This is a genomic window from Vibrio sp. 10N.239.311.G01 (genome assembly GCF_041465805.1).
Taxonomy (GTDB): Bacteria; Pseudomonadota; Gammaproteobacteria; order Enterobacterales; family Vibrionaceae; genus Vibrio; species Vibrio crassostreae_C.
Genome location: NZ_JBFSRM010000022.1, coordinates 21,223 through 45,678, shown reverse-complemented (window position 1 = coordinate 45,678; position 24,456 = coordinate 21,223). Strand labels below are relative to the sequence as shown.

The 24,456-nt window shown below is 44.9% G+C and carries 21 protein-coding genes; 12 read left to right on the top strand and 9 right to left on the bottom strand.

Annotated elements, in window-relative coordinates; all coding sequences use genetic code 11:
- Positions 1-16: 16 nt before the first annotated feature.
- From sfsA to panC, 7 genes are all read left to right on the top strand, one after another.
- Positions 17-742, top strand: coding sequence for a DNA/RNA nuclease SfsA (sfsA, locus tag AB6D06_RS16695; protein WP_017066814.1), 726 nt, complete (start codon positions 17-19; stop codon positions 740-742).
- A gap of 135 nt (positions 743-877) precedes the next feature.
- Entirely contained in the window at positions 878-1,324 is a 447-nt protein-coding gene (dksA, locus tag AB6D06_RS16690; RefSeq protein ID WP_017059430.1) for an RNA polymerase-binding protein DksA, read from the top strand.
- Between the two features lie 179 nt (positions 1,325-1,503).
- Positions 1,504-2,379, top strand: a complete 876-nt coding sequence (gene gluQRS / locus AB6D06_RS16685) for a tRNA glutamyl-Q(34) synthetase GluQRS (RefSeq protein ID WP_102331929.1) — start codon at positions 1,504-1,506, stop codon at positions 2,377-2,379.
- A gap of 183 nt (positions 2,380-2,562) precedes the next feature.
- A complete protein-coding gene (gene pcnB / locus AB6D06_RS16680; protein WP_017059432.1) occupies positions 2,563-3,918 on the top strand; it encodes a polynucleotide adenylyltransferase PcnB in 1,356 nt (451 codons plus the stop codon).
- The gene (folK, locus tag AB6D06_RS16675) at positions 3,915-4,400 is read left to right on the top strand and encodes a 2-amino-4-hydroxy-6-hydroxymethyldihydropteridine diphosphokinase (protein ID WP_004735459.1); all 486 of its coding nucleotides are present in this window, start codon (positions 3,915-3,917) and stop codon (positions 4,398-4,400) included. The genes pcnB and folK overlap by 4 nt, the downstream gene beginning before the upstream one ends.
- Positions 4,401-4,422: 22 nt before the next feature.
- Positions 4,423-5,217, top strand: a complete 795-nt coding sequence (gene panB / locus AB6D06_RS16670) for a 3-methyl-2-oxobutanoate hydroxymethyltransferase (protein WP_017059433.1) — start codon at positions 4,423-4,425, stop codon at positions 5,215-5,217.
- Positions 5,218-5,225: 8 nt separating this feature from the next.
- The gene (panC, locus tag AB6D06_RS16665) at positions 5,226-6,116 is read left to right on the top strand and encodes a pantoate--beta-alanine ligase (RefSeq protein ID WP_372100007.1); all 891 of its coding nucleotides are present in this window, start codon (positions 5,226-5,228) and stop codon (positions 6,114-6,116) included.
- A 106-nt stretch (positions 6,117-6,222) separates the two neighbouring features.
- On the opposite strand, the gene AB6D06_RS16660 is transcribed toward panC, so the two are convergent.
- From AB6D06_RS16660 to AB6D06_RS16650, 3 genes are all read right to left on the bottom strand, one after another.
- Positions 6,223-6,993, bottom strand: coding sequence for an ABC transporter permease (locus AB6D06_RS16660; RefSeq protein ID WP_004735456.1), 771 nt, complete (start codon positions 6,991-6,993; stop codon positions 6,223-6,225).
- A gap of 1 nt (position 6,994) precedes the next feature.
- Positions 6,995-7,912 (bottom strand): ABC transporter ATP-binding protein, encoded by a 918-nt coding sequence (locus AB6D06_RS16655; RefSeq protein ID WP_017059435.1) that lies wholly within the window; start codon positions 7,910-7,912, stop codon positions 6,995-6,997.
- A 336-nt stretch (positions 7,913-8,248) separates the two neighbouring features.
- Positions 8,249-9,880 carry a SulP family inorganic anion transporter gene (locus AB6D06_RS16650; RefSeq protein WP_017063247.1) on the bottom strand — a complete coding sequence of 544 codons (1,632 nt, stop codon included), beginning with the start codon at positions 9,878-9,880 and terminating at the stop codon, positions 8,249-8,251.
- 286 nt (positions 9,881-10,166) lie between these two features.
- Between AB6D06_RS16650 and can the strand changes: the two genes are divergently transcribed.
- Positions 10,167-10,835, top strand: coding sequence for a carbonate dehydratase (gene can, locus AB6D06_RS16645; RefSeq protein ID WP_017063246.1), 669 nt, complete (start codon positions 10,167-10,169; stop codon positions 10,833-10,835).
- A 74-nt stretch (positions 10,836-10,909) separates the two neighbouring features.
- Here can and hpt read toward each other — a convergent pair whose 3' ends face one another.
- On the bottom strand, positions 10,910-11,440 hold the full coding sequence (gene hpt / locus AB6D06_RS16640; RefSeq protein ID WP_017059438.1) for a hypoxanthine phosphoribosyltransferase: 531 nt from the start codon (positions 11,438-11,440) through the stop codon (positions 10,910-10,912).
- A 337-nt stretch (positions 11,441-11,777) separates the two neighbouring features.
- Between hpt and AB6D06_RS16635 the strand changes: the two genes are divergently transcribed.
- Positions 11,778-12,383, top strand: a complete 606-nt coding sequence (locus AB6D06_RS16635; protein WP_032549310.1) for a LuxR/HapR/OpaR family quorum-sensing transcriptional regulator — start codon at positions 11,778-11,780, stop codon at positions 12,381-12,383.
- 454 nt (positions 12,384-12,837) lie between these two features.
- On the opposite strand, the gene lpdA is transcribed toward AB6D06_RS16635, so the two are convergent.
- From lpdA to ampD, 5 genes are all read right to left on the bottom strand, one after another.
- Positions 12,838-14,268 carry a dihydrolipoyl dehydrogenase gene (gene lpdA, locus AB6D06_RS16630; RefSeq protein WP_017059440.1) on the bottom strand — a complete coding sequence of 477 codons (1,431 nt, stop codon included), beginning with the start codon at positions 14,266-14,268 and terminating at the stop codon, positions 12,838-12,840.
- Positions 14,269-14,510: 242 nt separating this feature from the next.
- On the bottom strand, positions 14,511-16,448 hold the full coding sequence (aceF, locus tag AB6D06_RS16625; RefSeq protein ID WP_372100010.1) for a pyruvate dehydrogenase complex dihydrolipoyllysine-residue acetyltransferase: 1,938 nt from the start codon (positions 16,446-16,448) through the stop codon (positions 14,511-14,513).
- A 26-nt stretch (positions 16,449-16,474) separates the two neighbouring features.
- Positions 16,475-19,138 carry a pyruvate dehydrogenase (acetyl-transferring), homodimeric type gene (aceE, locus tag AB6D06_RS16620; RefSeq protein ID WP_017059442.1) on the bottom strand — a complete coding sequence of 888 codons (2,664 nt, stop codon included), beginning with the start codon at positions 19,136-19,138 and terminating at the stop codon, positions 16,475-16,477.
- A 62-nt stretch (positions 19,139-19,200) separates the two neighbouring features.
- Positions 19,201-19,962 carry a pyruvate dehydrogenase complex transcriptional repressor PdhR gene (pdhR, locus tag AB6D06_RS16615; RefSeq protein WP_136973772.1) on the bottom strand — a complete coding sequence of 254 codons (762 nt, stop codon included), beginning with the start codon at positions 19,960-19,962 and terminating at the stop codon, positions 19,201-19,203.
- Between the two features lie 483 nt (positions 19,963-20,445).
- Entirely contained in the window at positions 20,446-21,045 is a 600-nt protein-coding gene (gene ampD / locus AB6D06_RS16610) for a 1,6-anhydro-N-acetylmuramyl-L-alanine amidase AmpD (protein ID WP_229647631.1), read from the bottom strand.
- Between the two features lie 83 nt (positions 21,046-21,128).
- On the opposite strand from ampD, the gene nadC reads away from it, so the two are divergent.
- The 3 genes from nadC to pilB all read left to right on the top strand — a co-directional run bounded on the left by nadC (position 21,129) and on the right by pilB (position 24,450).
- Positions 21,129-22,019, top strand: coding sequence for a carboxylating nicotinate-nucleotide diphosphorylase (nadC, locus tag AB6D06_RS16605; protein ID WP_016790034.1), 891 nt, complete (start codon positions 21,129-21,131; stop codon positions 22,017-22,019).
- 255 nt (positions 22,020-22,274) lie between these two features.
- The gene (locus AB6D06_RS16600; RefSeq protein ID WP_372111079.1) at positions 22,275-22,760 is read left to right on the top strand and encodes a pilin; all 486 of its coding nucleotides are present in this window, start codon (positions 22,275-22,277) and stop codon (positions 22,758-22,760) included.
- Between the two features lie 4 nt (positions 22,761-22,764).
- A complete protein-coding gene (gene pilB / locus AB6D06_RS16595) occupies positions 22,765-24,450 on the top strand; it encodes a type IV-A pilus assembly ATPase PilB (RefSeq protein WP_372100020.1) in 1,686 nt (561 codons plus the stop codon).
- Positions 24,451-24,456 lie beyond the last annotated feature (6 nt).

The window sequence follows — 24,456 nt, the reverse complement described above, 5'->3', positions numbered from 1 at the left end:
TGTCTAAATAAGTAATATGCACTTCAATCCTCCATTAGAGCCAGCGACTCTTATTAAACGCTATAAACGCTTTCTCACTGACATCCAACTTCCAGACGGTAGCGAGCGCACTATCCACTGCGCTAACACTGGAGCGATGACAGGATGTGCGACTCCTGGCAATACGGTGTGGTACTCAACCTCCGATAATGCAAAGAGAAAGTACCCAAACAGCTGGGAGATCTCAGAAACAGACAAAGGTCATCGTATTTGTGTAAATACTGCGCGGGCAAACCAGCTAGCAGTGGAAGCAATTGAAAATGGGACTATAGTTGAACTCTTAGGTTATAACGCGTTACGAACCGAAGTGAAATATGGCAGTGAGAATAGTCGCATTGATATTCTGCTTGAAGATAACGAAAAGCCGCCTTGCTATATCGAAGTGAAAAGCGTCACTTTGCTCGACGAGCAAGAAACGTCAACTAAAGGGCAAGGTTTTTTCCCTGATGCGGTCACAACCAGAGGCCAAAAACATCTGCGTGAACTCACAGAAATGGTCGAATCTGGAAATAGAGCCGTACTTTTATTCACTGTTTTACATTCAGGTATTGAAAAAGTGTCTGCGGCACACCATATAGACGCCAAATATTCGTTATTACTAAAACAAGCACAAGACGCTGGAGTTGAAGTGCTTTGCTATAAAGCAGAGCTCAGCAGTACTCAAATACAACTAAAACAAGCTGTTGAATTTATCAATAGCTAAGCAAAGATGCTGAACTAATCACATTGATTGCAAGTTTGAATAAGAGTATTTGCCACCATTCGTTCTTTCTGCTATAGATACCCGCCTTAAAATTAGCTGCTTTGCAGTTGACTAGGTGTAAATAGGAGATGCTGTATGCCAGAATCTAAGAAAAAAGCGCTAGGCATCCTAGCCATCGCAGGTGTTGAACCGTACCAAGAGAAGCCAGGTGAAGAGTACATGTCACTTGAGCAAACGGAACATTTTACAAAAATTTTAGCAGCTTGGCGCAACCAGCTCAGGGAAGAAGTTGATCGTACTGTGCACCACATGCAGGACGAAGCAGCGAATTTCCCAGACCCAGTTGACCGTGCTTCTCAAGAAGAAGAATTCAGCTTAGAGTTACGTAACCGTGACCGTGAGCGTCGTCTTATCAAAAAAATTGAGAAGACATTAGACAAGATCGAAGAAGACGATTTCGGCTTCTGTGATTCTTGCGGTATCGAGATTGGCATTCGTCGCCTTGAAGCTCGTCCAACTGCTGATCTTTGTATTGACTGTAAAACACTTGCAGAGATCAAAGAAAAACAGATGCAAGGTTAATTCTTGCAGATGTAAAGAAAGGGAGCCTTGGCTCCCTTTTTTGTTTGTTATCCAAGCGAAGTATTTCACACGCTTGATAGTAAATAGCAGCTTTAAGCCTTAGTTCTAGGCATTAAAGCTCTTGTCAAACGTCTTAAGAATCGGCTACTGCGGTACCATTTAGATTAGGTTGTTCACTCATGAATTATATCGGGCGCTTTGCACCATCACCGTCAGGTCCTCTTCATTTTGGCTCACTTGTTGCTGCTCTTGGTAGCTACTTTCAAGCGAAATCTAACCAAGGAAAATGGTTAGTTCGTATGGAAGACCTCGACCCACCAAGAGAAATGGCCGGCGCTGCAGACCTCATTCTTAAGACGCTTGAGGCTTACCATCTATTTTGGGATGGTGAAGTCGTCTATCAAAGCCAACGTCATGACTTGTATCAAGCTCAAATCGATCAATGGGTTGCTGACAATCAAGCCTACTACTGCCAATGCACCCGCAAGCAGATAAAGGCTTTGGGCGGCTTTTACAATGGTCACTGTCGAGATGTAGGCCTAATCGATTCAGGTGAACAGGCGGTGCGCTTGTGCATGGACTTTCCAGTGGAGTCCTTTGATGATGTTCGCCACGGCACCATTCAAATCCCTAAAGCACTAGCTGAAGAAGATTTTATTATTAAACGCAGAGATGGATTGTTTGCCTATAACTTGGCCGTTGTTCTTGATGACATCGACCAAGGAGTAACAGAAGTCGTAAGAGGCGCAGACCTGATAGAACCAACAGGTCGACAAATCAGTTTGTATAATACGCTCAAGCAAAAAACAGTGAGCTACTTGCACTTACCATTGGCAACCGATGGCTTGGGGAATAAACTGTCAAAACAGAACCATGCCACCGCGATAGATCTAGACAACCCAAAACCAACGTTACTCAACGCGATGCGATTCTTAGGTTTTGATATCCCGACGGCCCTTTATGAGGCTTCAATGGATGAGATTTTATTGTGGGGCTGCCAACAATGGAACGTCAGTCAGTTACCTGATAGTTTACAAAAAGAGCACTGTAATTAGCTCGAAACTCACGGCAAATAGCAAAAACGACACATAAAAATGCCATAACCAACCACTGTGGTTAAGCAGACGATGTTCTCAAATGGCTCGCGCTAAGCTATTATTAGCCGCAATTAAACTCTGCACTACCACTTTGGACTAAGAGAAAAACAAAGTTGGCGATACCTACTTTGTTCTAAACTAATGAATACAAACGACAATACCCCAAGCGAACAACGCGGATTCCACGAATTAGCTCTGAATATTTATACTCGTCAAGAGCACAATATTTCACGCAAGCAGATCAGCGACAACGCACTAAAAGTGCTATATCGCCTGAATGGTGCGGGTTTTGACGCATTTCTAGTCGGTGGTGGTGTGCGCGATATCTTATTAGGCTCTCAGCCAAAAGATTTTGATATTGCGACCAACGCAACGCCAGAGCAAATCAAACACCTCTTCAGAAACTGTCGTCTTATCGGTCGCCGTTTCCGCTTGGCACATATCATGTTTGGTCGCGACATCATTGAAGTGGCAACTTTCCGTGGTCACCACCAAGAACCATCGAAGAACGTTTCTGCACAATCGAAAGAAGGCATGCTACTTCGCGATAACGTGTACGGCAGTGTTGATGAAGATGCAGAGCGTCGTGATTTCACAATCAACGCGATGTACTACAACATTGCAGACTACAGCATCCACGATTACGCGGGTGGTGTAGAAGATTTAGAAGATAAACTGATCCGCCTGATTGGCGATCCAGAAACGCGTTACCGCGAAGACCCAGTGCGTATGCTACGTGCAATGCGCTTCGCCGCTAAACTGGATTTCGACATCGAAGAAGACACGGCTGACCCGATTGAAGAGTTAGCTCACCTTCTAAGAGATATCCCAGCAGCGCGCCTTTACGAAGAGTCTCTGAAATTACTGCAATCAGGTCACGGTTTAGAAACCTACCACTTGATGCGCGAGTACAATCTATTCCAACAGATGTTCCCAGCGGTAGCGGAGCACTTCACCGAAGATTACGACTCACACACAGAGCAGATGCTTGATTTGGTTCTCGATTCAACCGACCTTCGCATCGAAGATGGTAAGCGAGTAAACCCAGCATTCATGTTCGCAGCGATGCTTTGGTACCCAATGAACAAGCTGGCAGACAAACTTGTCGCTGAACAGGGTATGGCACACTACGATGCGATCATGGAAGCGAGTAACATCATTCTAGATCAGCAAGTAAAGTCTATTGCTATTCCTCGTCGTCACACAGCAACCATTCGCGAAGTTTGGCAACTGCAACTTCGACTGCCTCGTCGCAACGGTAAACGCGCTGTTCGTCTAATGGAATTAAACAAATTCCGTGCAGGCTACGATTTCCTAGAAATGCGTGGTGAGATTGAAGGTGGCGAAACCAAAGAGTTAGCAAAATGGTGGGAGCGTTATCAGACTGCAGGTCGTAACATGCGTCAAGCAATGGCTAACGACGTTGCAGCACCATCAAAGTCAGGCCATCGTCGCCGTAAGACTTACCGAAACAAAAAGAGTAAGCAATCAGAATGATAACTGCTTACATTGCGGTCGGCAGCAACCTTGCCGACCCAGTTAGCCAAGCAAATTTGGCTATCGAAACGCTAAAAAGCCTACCGCGATCAACGTTTATTGCGACCTCTCAGCTATATAGTAGCACTCCAATGGGACCGCAAAATCAACCAGACTACATCAACGCGGTAGTCGCTATCCAAACCGAATTAACGCCAATTGAACTGCTTGATTGCACTCAAAAGATCGAACTAGAGCAAGGGCGCGTCCGTAAAGACGAACGTTGGGGACCAAGAACCTTGGATCTCGACATTGTGCTATACGGCAATGAGGTGATCGATTCAGAGCGCTTAATCGTTCCTCATTATGGAATGAAAGAACGAGAGTTTGTACTCTACCCGCTTGCTGAAATCGCACCAAGTTTACAACTCCCTGATGGGACTGAGCTGACAGAACTACTGAAAATAGTAGATAAGAACGGGCTCAATGTTTGGCAACAATAGCCAAGCGCATTAAGGAAAACCAATGAAAAAAGTAACCATTAACGACCTGATCAAATGCAAACGTGAAGGCCGTAAATTTGCGACTTCGACAGCTTATGATGCGAGCTTTGCTCAATTATTCGAAAGCCAAGAAATGCCAGTTCTGCTTGTCGGTGATTCACTGGGTATGGTTTTACAAGGCCATAACGATACATTACCAGTAACCGTTGAAGACATTGCTTACCATACTCGCTCAGTGCGTGCTGGTAGCCCGAACTGTCTTCTTATGGCTGACATGCCTTTCATGAGCTACGCAACGCCAGAACAAGCTTGTGAGAGCGCAGCTACCTTGATGCGTGCTGGCGCGAACATGGTAAAAATCGAAGGCGGAAGCTGGTTGGTTGATACTGTGAAAATGCTAACAGAACGCGCAGTACCAGTATGTGCGCACTTAGGCTTAACGCCTCAATCTGTGAACATCTTTGGTGGTTACAAGATTCAAGGTCGTGACGACGAGCAAGCCGACAAAATGGTTGCTGACGCGTTAGCACTGCAAAACGCAGGCGCTCAAATCGTTCTACTTGAATGTGTGCCAGCTTCATTGGCAAAACGAATTACAGAAGCTTGTGACGTACCGGTTATCGGTATCGGCGCAGGTAATGTTACCGATGGTCAGATCTTGGTTATGCATGACATGTTCGGTATTTCTGCGAACTACATGCCGAAGTTCTCTAAGAACTTCCTAGCAGAAACAGGTGATATGCGTAAGGCAGTAGCTCTATACAAAGAAGAAGTAGAGAGCGCGCGCTTCCCTGATGAAGCTCATACAATCGCTTAGGAGTAAGTATGCAAACTTTTGCTGAAATAGCAGCTCTTCGTGAGCAGATTAAACAGTTTAAGCGTGATGGACGTACGGTTGCTTTTGTACCGACAATGGGAAACCTGCATGAAGGCCACCTGACTCTGGTAAAGAAAGCTCGTGAACTGGCCGACATCGTTGTGGTAAGCATCTTTGTAAACCCAATGCAGTTTGACCGTGCAGACGACCTAAACAACTACCCTCGAACGTTAGAAGCAGATTTAAGCAAACTAACAGGTGAAGGTGTTGAGCTAGTATTTACACCAACGCCAGAGGTGATGTACCCAGATGGATTAGACAAGCAGACGTTTGTTGAGGTCCCTGGCATATCTCACATGCTTGAAGGCGCGTCTCGTCCAGGTCACTTCCGCGGCGTATCAACGATTGTCGCTAAACTGTTTAATATCGTTCAGCCAAACTTTGCATGCTTCGGTGAAAAAGACTTTCAGCAACTTGCTGTTATTCGCCAGATGACAACAGATTTAGCGTTAGACATTGAAGTTGTCGGCGTAGCGACCGTTCGTGAAATGGATGGCTTGGCAATGAGCTCTCGCAATAGCAACCTAACGATTGACGAGCGTCAACGAGCTCCAGTTCTAGCGCGCACTATGCGTTGGATCAGCAGCGCTATTCGTGGTGGTCGCGATGATTACGCGTCAGTGATTGAAGATGCAACTGACCAGCTACGCGCAGCTGACTTACAACCAGATGAGATCTTTATCTGTGATGCGAAAACGCTGCAAGCGATCACGTCAGAAACGACTCAAGCTGTGATTCTGATGTCAGCTTTCCTAGGTAAGACGCGTCTTATCGATAACCAAGTTCTAGATTTGGTTACGGAAACAAAAGAAGAATTAAAAGAAGAAACGGCTGAATAGTCGGCTTCTGCTCTTAACGCAAAACAAAAACACCAAACGCAAAACATAAAAAAGGTCGATGTTATATCGACCTTTTTCTTTACCTGTTACTTAGATTAACCAAAGGTTAGCTACGTAAGCCAATCCCCTTAGTCACTAGATAGTGTGCAACGCCATACAGCGCTACGATAAACACACCCAATACACCAAACGACGTCACGATCCCCACATCAGACACACCCAAGAAGCCATATCTGAACGCGTTAACCATGTACACGATAGGGTTCAACTTCGATACACCTTGCCAGAATTCAGGCAATAGACTGATCGAGTAGAACACACCACCAAGGTACGTCAGCGGCGTTAAGATAAAGGTTGGGATAATAGAGATATCATCAAACGTGCGTGCGAATACCGCGTTAATCAAGCCACCCAAAGCGAATACTACCGACGTTAAAAATACCGTCGCAATGATCACGCCCCAATGGTCAACTTGTAAGTCGACAAAGAACAACGACACGAAGGTTACTATGGTACCCACTAACAAGCCACGAACCACACCACCCATTACGAAGCCGGCGATAATCACGTAGTTAGGAACAGGCGCTACAAGCAGCTCTTCAATGTTCTTCTGGAACTTGGCACTAAAGAACGATGAAGCAACGTTGGAATATGAGTTGGTGATCACCGACATCATGATCAGACCGGGAACAATGTATTCCATGTAGCTAAAGCCGTTCATTTCACCAATACGCGCACCAATCAGGTTACCGAAGATGATGAAGTAAAGCGTCATGGTAATCGCTGGCGGCACTAGAGTCTGCACCCAGATACGAGTAAAGCGATTGATCTCTTTGGTCAACAAACTGCAGAAAGCGGTCCAATATAGGCTGTACATATTATTTACTCCCCTCACGGACGATACTCACAAATAGCTCTTCTAGACGGTTTGCTTTGTTACGCATAGAGAGGACTTTAACCTGTTGCTCGCTCAATTGAGCAAAGATGGTATTCAAACCTAGGTTCTTGTCGATTTCGATTTCTAGCGAGCCATTGACCATCACTTGGCTATTCACGCCTTCAAGCTTAGGTTCAGTCGTGCCCTCTTCCAGATCCAGAATAAAGGTCTCAGCACTCAATTTGCCCAACAGCGCTTTCATTGTTGTGTTCTCAATCAGCTCACCGCGATTGATGATACCAATGTTGCGACACAGCATTTCTGCTTCTTCTAGGTAGTGCGTGGTCAAGATAATGGTAATGCCCTGCTTCTCATTGATCTCTTTTAGGAATTCCCACATTGAACGACGTAGTTCAATATCAACGCCTGCTGTCGGTTCATCAAGGATCAACAAATGAGGTTCATGCATCAATGCACGCGCGATCATCAAACGACGCTTCATACCACCAGACAAGTTACGCGCGCGTTCGCCACGCTTTTCCCACAGATCGAGTTGAGATAGGTACTTTTTCGCTCGCTCTTTCGCTAATGCTTTTGGCACGCCGTAATAACCCGCTTGTTGCAGCACGATCTGTTCAACGGTTTCAAACGGGTTAAAGTTAAACTCTTGAGGCACAAGGCCTAAGTTCTGCTTCGCCAATTCCAGATCGGTATCAATGTCGTAGCCGAACACTTTAACCTTGCCTGACGTTTTATTTACCAGTGAAGAGATAACACCAATGGTGGTTGATTTACCCGCACCATTGGGACCAAGTAGTGCGTAAAAGTCGCCTTTTTCTACTTGTAAACTAACGCCCTTAAGAGCCTCGAAGCCCCCAGCATAAGTTTTTCTTAATTGCTCAATTTCTAATGCATACATAGAGATAGACTGCCATTTGCTATAGATAAGATGTAGACGACCGAGCTTGAGGAAGAGAGTAATGCTTAAAACGAGCTAGCAGAAAACTAACCCAAACTTGTTAACTCGGCCATTTTGCAAACAAGTTTATCGTTGATTGACGATTAATACAAATATCGTGTGAGAGTTTCTTTCGAAAACAAATAAGCGTCTTGGCTACGTGAAGACTAAATCAACGTTCAATAAATATAAAAATGCCGCTAAGTGATTCACTTAACGGCATTAATGATCAGTCTTGAAGTGAGCGTCTATGGCTTATTCATATCAGGTCATTCATATCAGCTTATTACTGAAAAATTAAACTGACTCAAATTGATGCTCATCTCTGTCGACATAGCTTGTTGCTGCCGTCAGGGCTTCATATCTGAATCGATAAGTGTTGGATTCAGGTACTAGGTCAATCACGTGGAACTTCTCTAGTTGTTGACGAGTATTCTCATTAGGACACAGCAGATACACCTCACACTGCGCATCCAATGCATCTTTAATCGCATTCTCTAGCGCTAGGCCAACAGTGACATCAATCATAGGTACATCTGTCAGGTCTAGAATCATCGCTTCATAGTCAGAGATACTTGAGTGCTGACGTGAAATCGCCTTTGAAACGCTGAATATCATCGGCCCTGATAGGTAGAAGAATAGCACCTTACCATTGGCACTATCGAGTAACTGACGTTCGCTATCAGTCAATGGGATATCGTCTTCATCATCACCATCACTGATCGCCTTAACTTGTCTGGCTTGCTCTCGGCTTAATCTTTCAATAATCAGAATATTCGAGATAAACACACCCAGTCCAACGGCAATAATCAAGTCAACAAACACAGTCAATAGCATCACGCCGTACATCACGCCCATGCCGGCATAGCTAACCTTGTGCGCGCGCTGGATAAAGCTCCAATCTAGGATATTGAAACCAACATACATCGCGATACCAGCCAGCACTGCCATAGGAATCGGTTCTGTTAAACCACCTGCAACCAATACCACGAGCGCAAGTACTAAAGCTCGAATAACACCTGAAAGCGGAGAACGCGCTCCCACCTGAATATTGGTTACAGTCCCCATAGTGGCACCCGCGCCAGGTAGTGCACCAAACAGGCCAGAGATCATATTGGCAATGCCTTGGCCACGAAGCTCTTTGTCTGAGTCATGCTCTTTACGAGTCAATGAATCTCCGATAACCGCGGTCAAAAGCGTATCAATACAACCTAATGTACCAAGCACCAAGGCATCGATAACCATAGTAGTAAACTGTTCAGCGCTGATCGTAGGGATAACGAGGGAAGGTAAACCAGCTGGGATTTCACCAATACGGCGAATAGAGTCGGTATCAAAAATAATGACGGACAAGAGCGTTACAGCCACTAACGCGACCAGTTGAGCAGGCACATACTTACGATACTTAGCGGGGAAGCCAAAAAGAATACCGAGTGTCAGAGCACCTAGAAATAGCTCACTCACTTTTAAGTTTGCTAGCGTATCAGGTAAAGCAGAGAGCGTGCCCATTACACCACCGGATGGAGCGGCATGCCCTAACAATGGAGACAGCTGCAAGATAATCAGAATAACGCCAATGCCCGACATGAATCCGGAGATCACGCTATATGGCATCAAAGTGACGTATTTTCCTAGCTTTAACGTACCAAGTAATATCTGGAATGCACCGGCCATCATCACGACAGTAAAGGTCATTGCCATACCCGTTTCAGGATATTTAGCAACCATACTCGTCATTACGGCAGTCATGATCACCGTCATCGGGCCGGTAGGTTCAGAAATCAAACTACTCGAACCGCCAAACAATGCTGCAAATAGGCCAACCATAATGGCGCCCCACAAGCCAGCTTCAGCTCCCGCGCCAGAAGCAACACCAAATGCCAATGCTAAAGGTAACGAGATGATGGCTGTAGTTACACCGCCAAACATATCCCCTTTGAGATTGATATCCGTAAAACGACTTCCAAACAAAACACACCTTCCTGATGATGAAATGACAAACCTTATCACTTTAGCAAATGTATCAAGTGTTCAGAAAGTGTTAATTCAATCACATTATTCATGTCTTATAACCGGATTATTGATAGTGGGCTAAGTTTATGATTTTTCGTACTAGAACACGTCAGATGAGTACATTTTGACGCAGTTTTTACGAGATTGAATTTGTAACATTGTGTATAGTTAAGCATCTTAATTGAGGGATGTAAGAAGCAAGATGCCAGAAATAAAACAGCTTTTTGAGAACAATTCCAAATGGTCTGAAGAAATTCGCTCTGAAAGACCTGAGTATTTTACAACGCTTGAAGAGGGTCAAAGCCCTGGTTTTCTATGGATAGGTTGTTCAGATAGCCGAGTTCCAGCCGAGCGCCTGACTGGCTTATATTCTGGAGAACTGTTTGTTCACCGAAACGTGGCCAACCAAGTGGTTCATACAGACCTAAACTGTCTATCTGTTGTTCAGTACGCAGTAGATGTGCTTAAAGTGAAACACATTATTGTCTGTGGTCACTACGGTTGTGGCGGTGTTAACGCGGCGATTGATAACCCTAAACTTGGTCTTATCAACAACTGGTTACTGCACATCCGTGACAATTACCTAAAATACCGCAAGCAAATCGAGGGGCTTCCTCGTGAACAATGGGGTGACAAGTTATGCGAAATTAACGTCGCAGAACAGGTTTATAACCTAGGTAACTCAACCATTATGCAAAATGCGTGGGAGCGTGGCCAAGACGTTGAAATCCATGGTGTGGTTTATGGTATTGGCGATGGCAAGCTACAGGACCTTGGCGTACGTTGCTCAAGTAACGATACTTTAGAGAACAGTCACTTAGATGCATTAAACAAGATCTTAACGACGCCTCTTCTTAGTCAACAAAGCTAACCCATTCCGTCATATATACAAAAAGCCCGCATCAAGCGGGCTTTTTAATGACTTCTAAACCACAAGCGTAATGATTACTCTTGAGGTACTACCTTACCGATGTACGGTAGGTGACGATATTTTTGTGCGTAGTCGATACCAACACCAACAACAAACTCGTCTGGGATCTCAAAACCAATCCATTTTGTATCGACAGTCACTTCACGGCGAGAAGGCTTGTCTAATAGCGTACAAATTTCGATAGACTTAGGACCACGTAGGCTCAGAATCTCTTTTACTTTAGTCAGCGTGTTACCTGTATCGATAATATCCTCTACAAGTAGAACGTCTTTACCTTGGATATCATCATCAAGATCTTTCAAAATACGAACATCACGTGAGCTTTCCATGCCGTTGCCGTAGCTAGACGCGGTCATGAAATCAACTTGGTGAGTTAAATCGATAGCACGAGCAAGATCTGCCATAAAGACAAAAGATCCACGCAATAAGCCAACTAAAACTAGATCTTCACTACCGTTGTAGTGTTCCGTGATCTGTTTGCCTAGTTCGTTCACTCGATCCTGAACTTCTTGCTCAGAGATCATGACTTCAACTGTATGCTTCATACTGCTCTCATTCTATTTGGTGATTGCGACGAATGTTGACAGTTTCGTCAGTTGTGTCGCTCAATTTTGTGCGTAAGTCTAGCACTGCTCAAATACCCACACCACCTTATGGTTCGAATTTACTGTCAGATTCTCCACGAAATGTGCGCTGGTGCCTTATCCAATACTCGTCTCCTTTCACATCAATGCTGATCACGCTTTATGTATCAAGTTTGATGTAACTGTCTATAAAACAAGCTGAAAGGATTGACCATTCGCATATGCACCATTACACTCATCTTGGCTTAAATAATAATAAAATCATTAATATAAAAATTTCGTTGGCAAGGAAAATAAAATGGACTCAATATCTAAGAGACCTAGAACTAGGCTTTCACCTTTAAAAAGAAAACTTCAATTGATGGAAATCGCTCTTGAGGTATTCTCTCGCCGCGGCATCGGTCGTGGTGGACACGCTGATATTGCAGACATCGCTCAGGTGTCTGTCGCAACGGTATTTAACTACTTCCCAACCCGTGAAGATCTGGTTGATGAAGTACTAAATCACGTTGTACGCCAATTCTCTAACTTCCTTTCAGACAATATCGATCTGGATATTCACGCAAAACAAAACCTACATAATATTGCGACTGAAATGGTGACGTTAGTGGCTCAAGATAGCCATTGGTTAAATGTATGGTTCGAATGGAGCGCTTCGACTCGTGATGAAATATGGCCGCTATTCGTAACCACCAACCGCACTAACCAAATGTTAGTACAAAACATGTTTAGCAAAGCGATTGAACGCGGCGAAGTCTGTGACGATCACGACCCTAAACATCTAGCGAATCTATTCCACGGCATTTGCTACTCGCTATTCATCCAAGCGAAACGTGTAGAAACGCCAGAAGAGCTTTCAAGCTTAACGGATAGCTATTTGAACATGCTGTGCATTTATAAATAGATTTGAAATTCGGTCTTCGAAAAAAACTTAGGGATTGGCGTATTGCGTCAATCCTTTTTTGTTACCGATAGAGGGCTATTGGTTTAAAAAGATTCCCTACTCCCTCCTTCGTCAGTCTAGGGAATGACGCACATAGTGATCTGCAACTCTCTCACATTCAAAAATAACCCAATCACAAAGTTCAACACCTCACTCCGTCATCCTCAAGAACGAGGGACGAACGAGTTGGGGATCTCTTACAGGCATGACGACTATCTGTTCTTCAGATATAAAAAAACCGCTGACGAATCAGCGGCTTTTATAATCTAGATATACTCAAAATAATTGGAGTTGCAGCTAGGCGACCCTTTCTTTGTTAAGTGACTGAAGTTCAGCCCTATGAGCATAGATTTACTATGTGATTAGGGTGAACTTACGCAGTTAACAACGCTGCGGCTTCAAGTATGAAGAGTATTTACTTTTTCTTTTTCACTGCTTTCTTATTTGGAAGGTCAGTGATTGAACCTTCGAATACTTCCGCAGCTAGACCAACAGACTCGTGTAGAGTTGGGTGAGCGTGGATAGTAAGTGCGATATCTTCTGCATCACAACCCATTTCGATCGCTAGGCCGATTTCGCCAAGAAGTTCACCACCGTTAGTACCAACAACAGCACCACCGATTACGCGATGAGTATCTTTATCGAAGATCATCTTAGTCACGCCGTCTGCACAGTCAGAAGCGATTGCACGACCAGAAGCAGCCCAAGGGAAAGTAGCAACTTCGTAATTGATGCCTTCAGCTTTCGCTTCTTTCTCAGTCTTACCTACCCAAGCAACTTCTGGCTCAGTGTACGCAATTGATGGGATTACTTTAGGGTCGAAGTAGTGCTTCTTACCAGAGATAACTTCAGCAGCTACGTGACCTTCATGCACACCTTTGTGAGCAAGCATTGGTTGACCAACAACATCACCGATCGCGTGGATGTGAGGAACGTTAGTACGCATTTGCTTATCAACATTGATGAAACCACGCTCATCAACTTCGATACCCGCTTTTTCAGCGTCGATAAGTGCACCGTTTGGAACACGACCGATAGCAACAAGAACAGCATCGTAGCGTTCAGCTTCAGCTGGTGCTTTTTTGCCTTCCATTGAAACGTAGATACCGTCTTCTTTTGCTTCAACAGCAGTCACTTTAGTTTCAAGCATTAGCTTGAACTTGTTCTTAATGCGCTTAGTGAAAACTTTAACGATGTCTTTATCCGCAGCAGGGATAACTTGATCGAACATCTCTACAACTTCAACTTTAGAACCTAGAGAGTGGTAAACCGTACCCATCTCAAGACCGATGATACCGCCGCCCATGATAAGCAGTTTTTCAGGTACTTCGTTTAGTTCTAGTGCATCCGTAGAATCCCAAATACGTGGGTCTTCATGTGGGATGAAAGGAAGTTTGATTGGGCGAGAACCCGCAGCAATGATTGCGTTGTCGAAGTTAACAGTTGTTGCTTCGCCTTCGCCTTCAACAAGAATGCTGTTAGGACCAGTGAACTTACCGAAACCGTTAACAACAGTAACGTTACGCATCTTAGCCATACCGCCAAGACCGCCAGTTAGTTGATCAACTACTTTTTCTTTCCAGATACGGATCTTGTTGATGTCCGTTTGTGGCTCGCCGAATACAACGCCGTGCTCTGCCATCGCTTTAGCTTCTTCGATTACTTTAGAAACGTGAAGAAGTGCTTTTGATGGAATACAACCAACGTTTAGACATACACCACCAAGAGTGCTGTAACGTTCAACTAGTACTGTTTCTAGACCTAAATCCGCACAACGGAATGCCGCTGAGTAACCAGCAGGACCTGAACCAAGTACAACAACTTGGGCTTTAATTTCTTTGCTCATTGTGACCTCTTGTAGTCATTATCCCTAACAGGCTGAGTAGATGTTCTTAAAATTATTGGGCTTTCAAACAGGAAACATTTTACAGAGATGTTAACAGTGTGAAAGTAGCTTTAAGTTAGCCTGTGAGCTAGACAACAATTCCCCATCAGATTATGAGAAATGCAGGAAACTGTTCTCTAAAAATAGTCTTTATATAAAGAATTAAGGTGACCCGAAAGTCACCTTAATAATTACTTTCTCAATTACAGTACTAGACGACGAATGTCAGATAGTGCGCTGTTTAGGAAAGTAATGAAGCGTGCACCTTCAGCACCATCGATCACACGGTGGTCGTATGATAGAGACAGTGGAAGCTGTAGACGTGGTTGGAACTCTTTACCATTCCAAACTGGCTTAATTTCAGACTTAGATACACCTAGGATACCTACTTCTGGAGCATTTACGATTGGAGTAAATGCAGTGCCGCCAATACCACCAAGGCTAGAGATTGTGAAACAACCGCCTTGCATGTCTGCCGCTGTTAGCTTACCAGAACGTGCTTTCTTAGAAACAGCCATTAGCTCTTCAGATAGCTCGTAAATGCCTTTCTTGTTCACGTCTTTGAAGACAGGAACAACTAGACCGTTTGGTGTATCAACAGCGATACCCACGTTTACGTACTTCTTAAGAATGATGCTTTCGCCATCTTCAGAAAGAGAAGAGTTAAACGCTGGGAATGCTTCTAGCGCTTTAGCAACAGCTTTCATGATGAACACAAGTGGAGTGATCTTCATGCCAGTGTCTTTCTTCGCTTCGATTGCGTTCTGTTCTTTACGGAATGCTTCTAGCTCAGTGATGTCAGCGTTATCCCACTGTGTAACGTGAGGGATCATTACCCAGTTACGGTGTAGGTTTGCGCCAGAAATTTTCTTGATCTTAGAAAGTTTCTGAACTTCAGTTTCGCCGAACTTGCTGAAGTCAACTTTTGGCCATGGTAGTAGACCAAGAGCAGAACCATCGCCGCCTTTGCCAGATGCCGCTGCACCAGACTCAAGACGCTTAAGTGCATCTTTAACGTAAGACTGAACGTCTTCTTTAAGGATACGGCTCTTACGACCAGTACCTTTAACCTTAGAAAGGTTAACGCCAAATTCACGAGCTAGACGACGAACTACTGGAGAAGCGTGCGCGTAGTCACCGTTCTCTTGGAAGTCGCCAGCTGCTGGAGCCGCTGCAGGTGCTTCTGCTTTAGGAGCAGGTGCCGCCGCTGGAGCTGCTGCTTGTGCAGGTGCTGCAACAGGAGCAGGCGCTGCGCCTTCAACCGGAGTGCCGGCCACGACGAAAGTCATGATTAGAGAGCCAGTTGACACTTTGTCGCCAGCTGCAATCTTAATCTCTTTTACTGTACCAGCGAATGGTGCAGGAACTTCCATTGAAGCTTTGTCGCCTTCAACAGTAATTAGAGATTGCTCTTCTTCTACTGTATCGCCAACCGCTACCATGATTTCAGTAACTTCTACTTCGTCACCACCGATATCAGGAACGTTTACTTCTTTTTCAGCTGATGCTGCTGGAGCCGCTGCAACTGGTGCCGCCGCTGGAGCAGGAGCTGCTGCAACTGGAGCGCCAGAGCCCGCTACTTCACCTGTTTCTACAGAGAAAATCATTACTAGAGAACCAGTCGATACTGAGTCACCAGAAGCGATCTTGATTTCTTTAACGATACCAGCGAATGGTGCAGGAACTTCCATTGAAGCCTTGTCACCTTCAACAGTAAGAAGAGATTGCTCTTCTTCTACTGCGTCACCGATAGCAACCATGATTTCAGTTACTTCAACTTCATCACCGCCGATGTCAGGAACGTGAACTTCTTTAAGCTCAGCTGCCGTTGCAGGAGCAGCTGCAACTGGTGCCGCCGCTTCAACTGCTGGAGCAGCCGGTGCTGCTGCAGCACCTTCCGCAGGAGAGCCTGCCTCTTCAAAGATCATGATAAGAGAACCAGTAGAAACAGAATCGCCTTCCGCTACTTTGATTTCTTTAACGATACCCGCTTGAGACGCAGGAACTTCCATTGAAGCTTTGTCGCCTTCAACAGTGATCAGTGACTGCTCTTCTTCAACCTTGTCGCCAACGTTTACAAGAATCTCAGTTACTTCAACCTCGTCAGCACCGATGTCTGGTACATTAATTTCGATTGTCATTGTATTTACCTACCTTAATGCCAGTCTTATGCGTATTGCGGGTTAGTTTTTTCAGTGTCGATATCGAATTTAGCAATTGCTTCAACAACTACAGATTTCTCGATGTCACCACGTTTAGCCAGTTCAGTTAGAGCTGCAACTACGATGTAGCCAGCGTTAACTTCGAAGTGACGACGTAGGTTTGCACGGCTGTCAGAGCGGCCGAAACCATCTGTACCAAGTACTTTGTAAGACTCAGTTGGCATGTACGCACGTACTTGCTCAGCGTAGTTCTTCATGTAGTCAGTCACTGCGATTGCAGGTTCTTTACCAAGAACAGTCGTGATGTACGGTACTTTCTCTTCAGCTTCTGGGTGAAGCATGTTGTCACGCTCTACCGCTTGGCCGTCACGAGTTAGTTCGTTGAACGACGTTACAGAGAATACGTCAGATGCTACGCCGTACTCTTCGCTTAGAATTTCAGCCGCTTTACGCGCTTCGTTCATGATAGTACCAGAGCTCATTAGTTGAACTTTGCCCTTAGCACCAGCGTGAGATTCAAGCTTGTAGATACCTTTACGGATGCCTTCTTCAGCGCCTTCTGGCATTGCTGGCATTGCGTAGTTCTCGTTCATTACTGTTAGGTAGTAGTAAACGTTCTCTTGCTCAGGACCGTACATGCGACGGATACCGTCTTGCATGATTACCGCTAGCTCGTAAGCGAACGTTGGGTCGTAAGAGATACAGTTAGGGATAGTGTTCGCTTGGATGTGCGAGTGACCATCTTCGTGCTGTAGACCTTCACCGTTCAGTGTTGTACGACCTGCAGTAGCACCTAGTAGGAAGCCACGAGCTTGTTGGTCGCCTGCTAGCCATGCCATGTCACCAATACGTTGGAAACCGAACATTGAGTAGTAGATGTAGAACGGGATCATCGGTAGATCGTTTGTGCTGTATGAAGTTGCAGCAGCAACCCATGAAGCCATAGAACCTAGTTCGTTGATACCTTCTTGAAGAACTTGACCAGACGTTGCTTCTTTGTAGTAAGAAACGATGCCTTTATCTTCAGGTGTGTATTCTTGACCGTGTGGGTTGTAGATACCAACCTGACGGAATAGACCTTCCATACCGAATGTACGAGCTTCATCACAGATGATAGGAACGATGTTCTTACCAATGTTCTTATCTTTAAGAAGGATGTTTAGCGTACGTACATAAGCCATAGTTGTAGAGATATCACGCTTCTGTTCACCTAGTAGAGGTGCGAATGCGTCTAGCTCAGGAACCTTGAACTCTTGAGTAAACTTAGGAAGACGTGCAGGTGTGTAACCGTGTAGAGCGTTACGACGAGCGTGCATGTATTCGTACTCAGGCGTACCTTCTTCCAATTTCAGGTAAGGAAGTTCAGCGATCTTCTCATCTGAAAGGATGTCTTCTAGGCCTAGGCGATCACGTAGGTGTTGAACATGAGTCATGTCCATTTTCTTAACACCGTGTGCAATGTTCTTACCTTCAGCTGCATCACCCATGCCGTAACCTTTAACTGTCTTAGCTAGGATTACAGTTGGCTTACCGTTTGTCTCTTTAGCATTGTTGAATGCAGCAAACAGTTTAGAAGAATCGTGACCACCACGCTTAAGAGCGAAGATTTCGTCATCAGTCATATCTGCAACTAGTGCAGCTGTTTCTGGGTACTTACCAAAGAAGTGCTCACGTACGTATGCGCCATCTTTAGATTTGAATGTTTGGTAGTCACCATCGATAGTTTCGTTCATTAGTTGAAGAAGCTTACCAGTAGTGTCTTTAGCTAGTAGAGAATCCCAGTTGCTACCCCAGATAACTTTAACAACGTTCCAACCTGCACCTTTGAATAGGCCTTCAAGTTCTTGGATGATGCTACCGTTACCCATTACAGGGCCGTCTAGACGCTGTAGGTTACAGTTGATTAGGAAACATAGGTTGTCTAGCTTCTCACGCGCAGCGAAAGAGATAGCACCACGTGATTCTGGCTCATCCATCTCACCGTCACCTAGGAACGCGTATACGCGTTGCGCTGAAGTTTCTTTCAGGCCACGGCCGTCAAGGTACTTAAGGAAGCGCGCTTGGTAGATAGCAGAGATAGGGCCAAGACCCATAGATACTGTCGGGAACTGCCAGAACTCAGGCATCAGTTTCGGGTGCGGGTAAGAAGGGATACCTTTACCATCAACTTCTTGACGGAAGTTATCTAGCTGTTCTTCAGTTAGACGACCTTCAACGAATGCACGAGAGTAGATACCTGGAGAGATGTGACCTTGGTAGTAAACTAGATCGCCACCGTCCGTCTCATTTGGAGCACGGAAGAAGTGGTTGAAACATACTTCGTAGAACGCTGCAGCTGACTGGTAAGAAGCCATGTGACCACCAAGGTCTAGGTCTTTCTTAGAAGCACGCAATACAATCATGATTGCGTTCCAGCGAATAATCGAACGAATACGACGCTCAAGAGTTACGTCACCAGGGTAAGCTGGCTCTTGTGCTGCTGGAATTGTGTTGATGTAGTTTGTGTTGATGCCTGTAGCCATATCAACACCATCTAAACGCGCTTTATCTAGAACTTGTTCTAGTAAAAACTGTGCACGTTCTACACCTTCTTCACGTACTACTGACTCAAGAGCTTCTAACCAATCTTGAGTTTCCAGAGCATCAACGTCATGCTTCATGTCAGACATGGCGATCTATCCTTTTTGTTAGTTGGATTCTACTAAACACGTAAATAGCCGAAGTATTACGGCTATTTACCCTGTTGAATTCGACGTAAAGAACGTTCGCGGCGCGACTCTTCTTTGGTCAAATCCATCAATGTTTCTTCGATGTAAGCTAAATGAGAGTGTGACATTTCACGTGCCTGTTCTGGCTGTCCTGAAACGATCGCATCCACAATGTTAGCTCGATGTATACTCACTTTCTCCACAACGTCTTTACGACGATGCAACAGCTTTAAATTCTCTAAGACGTTTTGTTCGAGTAACGGAGCCAAGCTACGAACAATGTGCAATAACACCACATTGTGCGCTGCCTCTGTTAAAGCAATAAGAAAAGCCATCACCGCTGCAGATTCGGCTTCAATATCACCCTTTTCTTGCGCGCCGTGAATTTTTTCTTGGCAGGCTTGAATTCGAGCAAAGTCTTCATCAGTGCCACGCAATGCCGCGAAGTAAGCCGAAATCCCTTCCATCGCATGACGCGATTCCAACAAGTCTAGTTGGGTTTCAGAATGGGACGACAACAAATTAAGCAAAGGATCTGAAAAGCTTTTCCAGATATTTTCGCTAACAAACGTACCTCCACCTTGACGGCGAGTAAGCAAGCGTTTTGCTTCTAAACGTTGTATCGCTTCTCGGATCGAAGGACGAGACACATCGAACTGTTTCGCCAGTTCGCGCTCAGGCGGCAGCTGCTGCCCTGGAGCCAGTGTTCCTTCCACTATCAACCTTTCTAACTCTTGTTCGATAACATCGGAGAGTTTTGGCTGACGAATCCTTTGATAAGCCATAGTTTGTTGTTCTTCTTTTTCTTCGCTGACAATTGGTAATACCAATTTTAAGTTGGGCAGAAATTAACATAATTAAAACGCCACTGTCCAGCCTAAAATTGACCTGCATCATAGAATACAGCGTGAATTAACCATGATTTAACAAATGAAATTTAAAACAGCAACCAAATTGGTCTTACCATTTACAGGGGTAATACTTTTGGGGAGTGTTCGTGCTAGAAAGTTTCAGGATAAAAATGAATTGTTTCAGAAAGATTAGTGTCACTCGTTTAAAAATCGAACCAAACGCACATTTAGGGTGGAAATTCTGTTCATAAGTTTTAATAAATGAGTGTTTGATAAGCTCGTCACACTCTCGATTTATTGATGCTCCCCGTCCGACCACTTCCTTTACAAAAGCACAACAAAAATTCACAAACAATTATGCTCATCGTTGATTATCTAGAGCCCTTCAATGAGCAGAGTCTTGTTGTGAATTCGGATTTAGAAACTCAGTTGGCCTTGATATTTCTTCCAATCAAAAACCAAACCGGGGTCAGTCTTTCGTAGCGGAGCGATGTATTGATGGCCAGTGATACGCTGACGCGTAATCTGCGGGAAGTTCGACACCAATGTCTCCGTTAATTGAGCCAAAGATTGGTATTGCTGCTCGGTATAAGCAACAAAGTCACTGCCTTCCAGTTCAATGCCAATAGAGTAGTCATTACATCTTTCACGGCCAGCGAAGCTCGATTGACCCGCATGCCAAGCTCGGTCTAAGAAAGAAACGAACTGCACCACTTCCCCATCGCGACGAATCAAACAGTGCGCCGACACGCCCATTTGGTGAATCACCTTAAAAAACGGGTGTTCCTTCGGGTCGAGTTTGCCCGTAAAAAACAGTTCTATGTAAGGCCCACCAAATTGACCCGGAGGCAAGCTAATGTTGTGAACCACCAGCAGAGAGATATCGTCGGCACTCGGTCGAGCATCAAAATACGGAGAAGGAACATGCCGAGCGTTGTCGTACCATCCGTTGGAGCTGATCGTCATCTTGGTCTCACTTTCTTTTCTGCTAGCACAATAAGATGTGACCTTGCCCATAGAGCAGTCGCGCTAGCCTCTTTAATTTGAAGTTAAGCAAGAGTATCATTCCATTCCCACTCCCTTTCAAGATTAGATTTGCGATGAAAAACACACATAACAGCCACCAACGCCTTGACTACTTAAAAGAGCAACTGCCTCTAGAGATCACTCGTGCAGTAGCCGAGACTATCAAAGAAGATCTAGGTGGTACGTTAGATCCAGCGGCTGATATTACGGCAAGTCTAATCCCTGCAGACGCAATCAACAGTGCAACCATCATTACCCGTGAGCACGGCGTGTTCTGTGGTAAAGCTTGGGCTGATGAAGTGTTTAAGCAATTGGGCGGTGAAGTGACTATCGAGTGGAATGTAGAAGATGGCGACAAGGTTGAACCAAACCAAACGCTTTGCACGCTAACTGGCCCAGCACGCGCGCTATTAACGGGTGAGCGCAATGCAATGAATTTCATTCAAACGCTATCTGGTTGTGCGACTACGACGGCTATCTACGCAGACAAAATCAAACACACCGAATGCCGCTTGTTAGATACACGTAAAACGATTCCTGGCCTACGCAGCGCACTGAAATACGCGGTGGCTTGTGGTGGCGGTTTCAACCACCGTATCGGTGTTTTCGATGCCTACCTAATTAAAGAAAACCACATCATCGCATGTGGCGGTATTGAAAAAGCTATTTCAACAGCAAAAGAGCTAAACCCGGGTAAGCCTGTAGAAGTGGAAACTGAGAGCCTAGAAGAGCTAGAGCAAGCTATCAACGCTGGCGCAGACATCATCATGCTAGACAACTTCACTACGGACATGATGCGTGAAGCAGTTAAGATTAACGCGGGTCGTGCTGCACTAGAAAACTCTGGTAACGTGACACTAGACACCATCGCAGAATTTGCTGAAACGGGTGTTGATTACATCTCGGTAGGTGCACTAACTAAGCACCTGAAAGCAATGGATCTATCAATGAGATTCAAAGCGTAATTTACTGAATAATAAATAAGTTATCGCTGAAGGCACTGTTAATAACAGTGCCTTTTTTATTGCCTTAATTGTCAGTATTTCAAGCAGTTATTTAAGTTGATCGCATAAATTTGCGCACTATATGAAACACCACACTAATAAATACAAAACCACTCGCGGCCACACCTAAACACAATTCCACTTCCCCATTCCGACTTCTATTCTTTCCATCAACCAGTGCTTGCGCTGAAACAAACTAAACAATGGAATAGAACAATGAATAACAAAAATAGAAGAACGAATCAGAAAGGTTTTACGCTGATTGAATTGATGATCGTGGTAGCCGTGATTGGAGTATTGGCCGCGATTGCAGTTCCTCAATATCAAAAATATGTTGCTAAAAGTGAAGCAGCATCGGCATTGGTAACAATTGCAGCTCTAAAAAGTAATGTAGAAACCGACCTTGCAACTACAGGAGCTTTTCCAGCATTAACAGCCACATCAGGAGGAGATGCAAGTTTAGGTGTTCCAATTGTAACGTCAGGAACAATTGCATTCACAGCTTCCGCGACAGCCCCAAAAGGTTATGCTATACACAAGTTCAATAATGCTGGTGTTAGCTCATACCTTCAGAATAAAACAATTCAATTAGTAAGAGATGCAAATGGCAACTGGGCGTGTGAAGTTGATTTTGGTTCAGCAAATGATACAAGTGTAATTCCGAAAAACTGTGAATTTAAAGCCACATTAACAGCTGGGTAAGTCAATGCTCACCAACCTCCCAACCGTTCTCCGTCAGGCTAACTTGCTTAGCCTGACTCAAGAACAAGCTGTTACAGAGCAGGTTCAAGCTTCTGGTGGGTCTACGCCTGAAGCTTTGCTCACTTTGGGCTTATTCAACGGCGATAGCCTCGCACATAACATTCAGGCCATCTTCGGTTTACCGTTAGTCCAGTTGGCCAAGACTGACTATGAATCCTTGTGTGACCAATTGGGACTTCGTGAATTGATCACTAAGTATCGTGCTATCCCAGTTGTCCTCTCTAACTCTACTCTCACGCTCGCCTCTGCCGATCCAACCGACTTGCAAGCTGAAGACGATTTTAGATTCGCGACTGGATTGCAGATAGAACTCGTTGTCGCTAACTATTCAGAATTAGAAGGCGCAATACGAAAACTGTATGGTCGCTCTATTTCCGGGCAAGACTCCAGGCGCAAAGAGATCACCCAAGACGAACTGGCTAATCTGGTTGAAGTGTCTGACGATGAAATGACGTCAATTGAAAACCTCAGCAAAGACGACTCCCCTGTTAGCCGTTTTATAAACCAAATATTAGTGGATGCGGTGCGTAAAGGCGCATCAGACATCCACTTCGAACCTTATGAAGAAAACTACCGAGTGCGTCTGCGTTGCGATGGCATTCTTGTTGAGGTCCAACAGCCCGCGTCTCATTTAAGCCGTCGGTTATCCGCTCGTTTAAAGATTCTCGCCAAACTTGATATCGCTGAACGTCGCTTACCTCAAGACGGCCGTATTAAGCTGCGTTTGAACGACGAGCTGGCGATCGATATGCGTGTGTCGACTCTACCGACATTGTGGGGAGAAAAGATCGTACTGCGTCTTCTAGACAGCAGCGCAGCCAATTTAGATATCGATAAATTAGGTTACAGCGAGGATCAAAAAGCGCTCTATCTCAATGCCCTAAAACGCCCGCAAGGGATGATCTTAATGACAGGGCCCACAGGCAGTGGCAAAACGGTCTCTCTTTACACTGGACTTCGCATGCTTAACACCACTGAGCGAAATATCTCAGCGGCTGAAGACCCTGTGGAGATCAATCTGCATGGTATTAATCAAGTTCAGGTGACACCAAAGATCGGTTTTGGGTTTGCCGAAGCATTGCGATCGTTTTTACGACAAGATCCTGATGTGGTGATGCTCGGTGAGATCCGAGATCTAGAAACTGCAGAGATCGCGATCAAAGCGTCGCAAACCGGACATTTAGTACTTTCAACATTACACACCAACTCAGCAGCAGAAACCGTCACCCGACTCGCCCACATGGGGATTGAGCCCTTTAACCTCGCTTCGTCATTAAGCTTAATTATCGCGCAGCGACTGGCAAGGCGACTCTGCAACCACTGTAAAGCAGCTGACAAATCGCCGGACATATTTCTGCGTCACTCTATTCCTAACAATCAAACACTCTACAAAGCCAACCCTAAAGGGTGCAATGAGTGTAATCAGGGTTACTCCGGTCGAGTGGGCATCTACGAAGTGATGCCGTTCACCGACAAACTAAAAAATAGCCTGATCAATAAACCTAACGCGTTAGAGATTGAAGACATCGCGCGTAGAGAAGGCATGAGAACACTGCAAGAGTCCGGTATCGATAAGTTGCTTGAAGGCACGACCAGTTATCAAGAACTGCAACGTGTTCTGTATCTATAATTCATC